Below are 812 nucleotides of genomic sequence, written 5' to 3'. Positions count from 1 at the left end.
GTCCGACGCGACCAGGTGTACGGTTCGTCCCCCGGAGAGGTGGGCATGGCGGCGATTGAACTCGAGGGACTGACCAAACGGTTCGGCGACGTCGTCGCCGTCGACGGCCTCGACCTCACGATCAGGGAGGGAGAGATATTCGGCTTCCTCGGTCCGAACGGCGCGGGGAAGTCGACGACGATCGATGTTCTGCTGGATTTCATCCGGCCAACGTCGGGGACGGCCACGGTGCTCGGCCACGACGCCCAGAAGGCGGGCCAGGCCGTCCGCAGTCGAACCGGCGTCCTGCCGGACGGCTACCACGTCTACGACCGGCTGACGGGTCGCCAGCACGTCGAGTTCGCGATCGAGATGAAGGAGGGAAGCGAGGACCCGGACGCCCTGCTCGAGCGCGTCCGGATCGCCGATGCAGCCGACCGGAAGGCCGGCGGCTACTCGAAAGGGATGCGCCAGCGGCTGGTGCTGGCGATGGCGCTGGTCGGCGACCCCGATCTGCTCGTCCTCGACGAGCCCTCCACGGGACTGGACCCGAACGGCGCCCGCGAGATGCGCGAGATCATCCGCGAGGAGAACGACCGCGGGACGACGGTGTTCTTCTCGAGTCACGTCATGGAGCAGGTCGAGGCCGTCTGTGACCGCGTGGCGATCATCAACCGCGGGCAACTGGTCGCCGTCGACACGATCGACGGGCTCCGGGACGCCTCCGAAACCGGCGAAACCCTGTACGTCTACGTTTCCCGGCTGGACGAGGGCGTCCTCGAGCGCGTTCGGGAACTCGAGGGCGTCGGCAGCGCGTCGATCGACGACGGCCG

At 68.2% G+C, this 812-nt stretch carries 1 protein-coding gene; it reads left to right on the top strand.

Translation table 11 applies throughout. The features are described from left to right. Positions 1-45 precede the first annotated feature (45 nt). Positions 46-812, top strand: a 767-nt coding sequence (locus tag ACNA7R_RS20490; RefSeq protein WP_416285379.1) for an ABC transporter ATP-binding protein, incomplete at its 3' end; no start/stop codon positions are given.

Source organism: Natronococcus sp. (genome assembly GCF_047921035.1).
In the GTDB taxonomy this organism is placed as follows: Archaea; Halobacteriota; Halobacteria; order Halobacteriales; family Natrialbaceae; genus Natronococcus.
The sequence above is the reverse complement of the archived record's forward strand: the minus strand, read 5'-3'. Positions and strand labels throughout refer to the sequence as shown.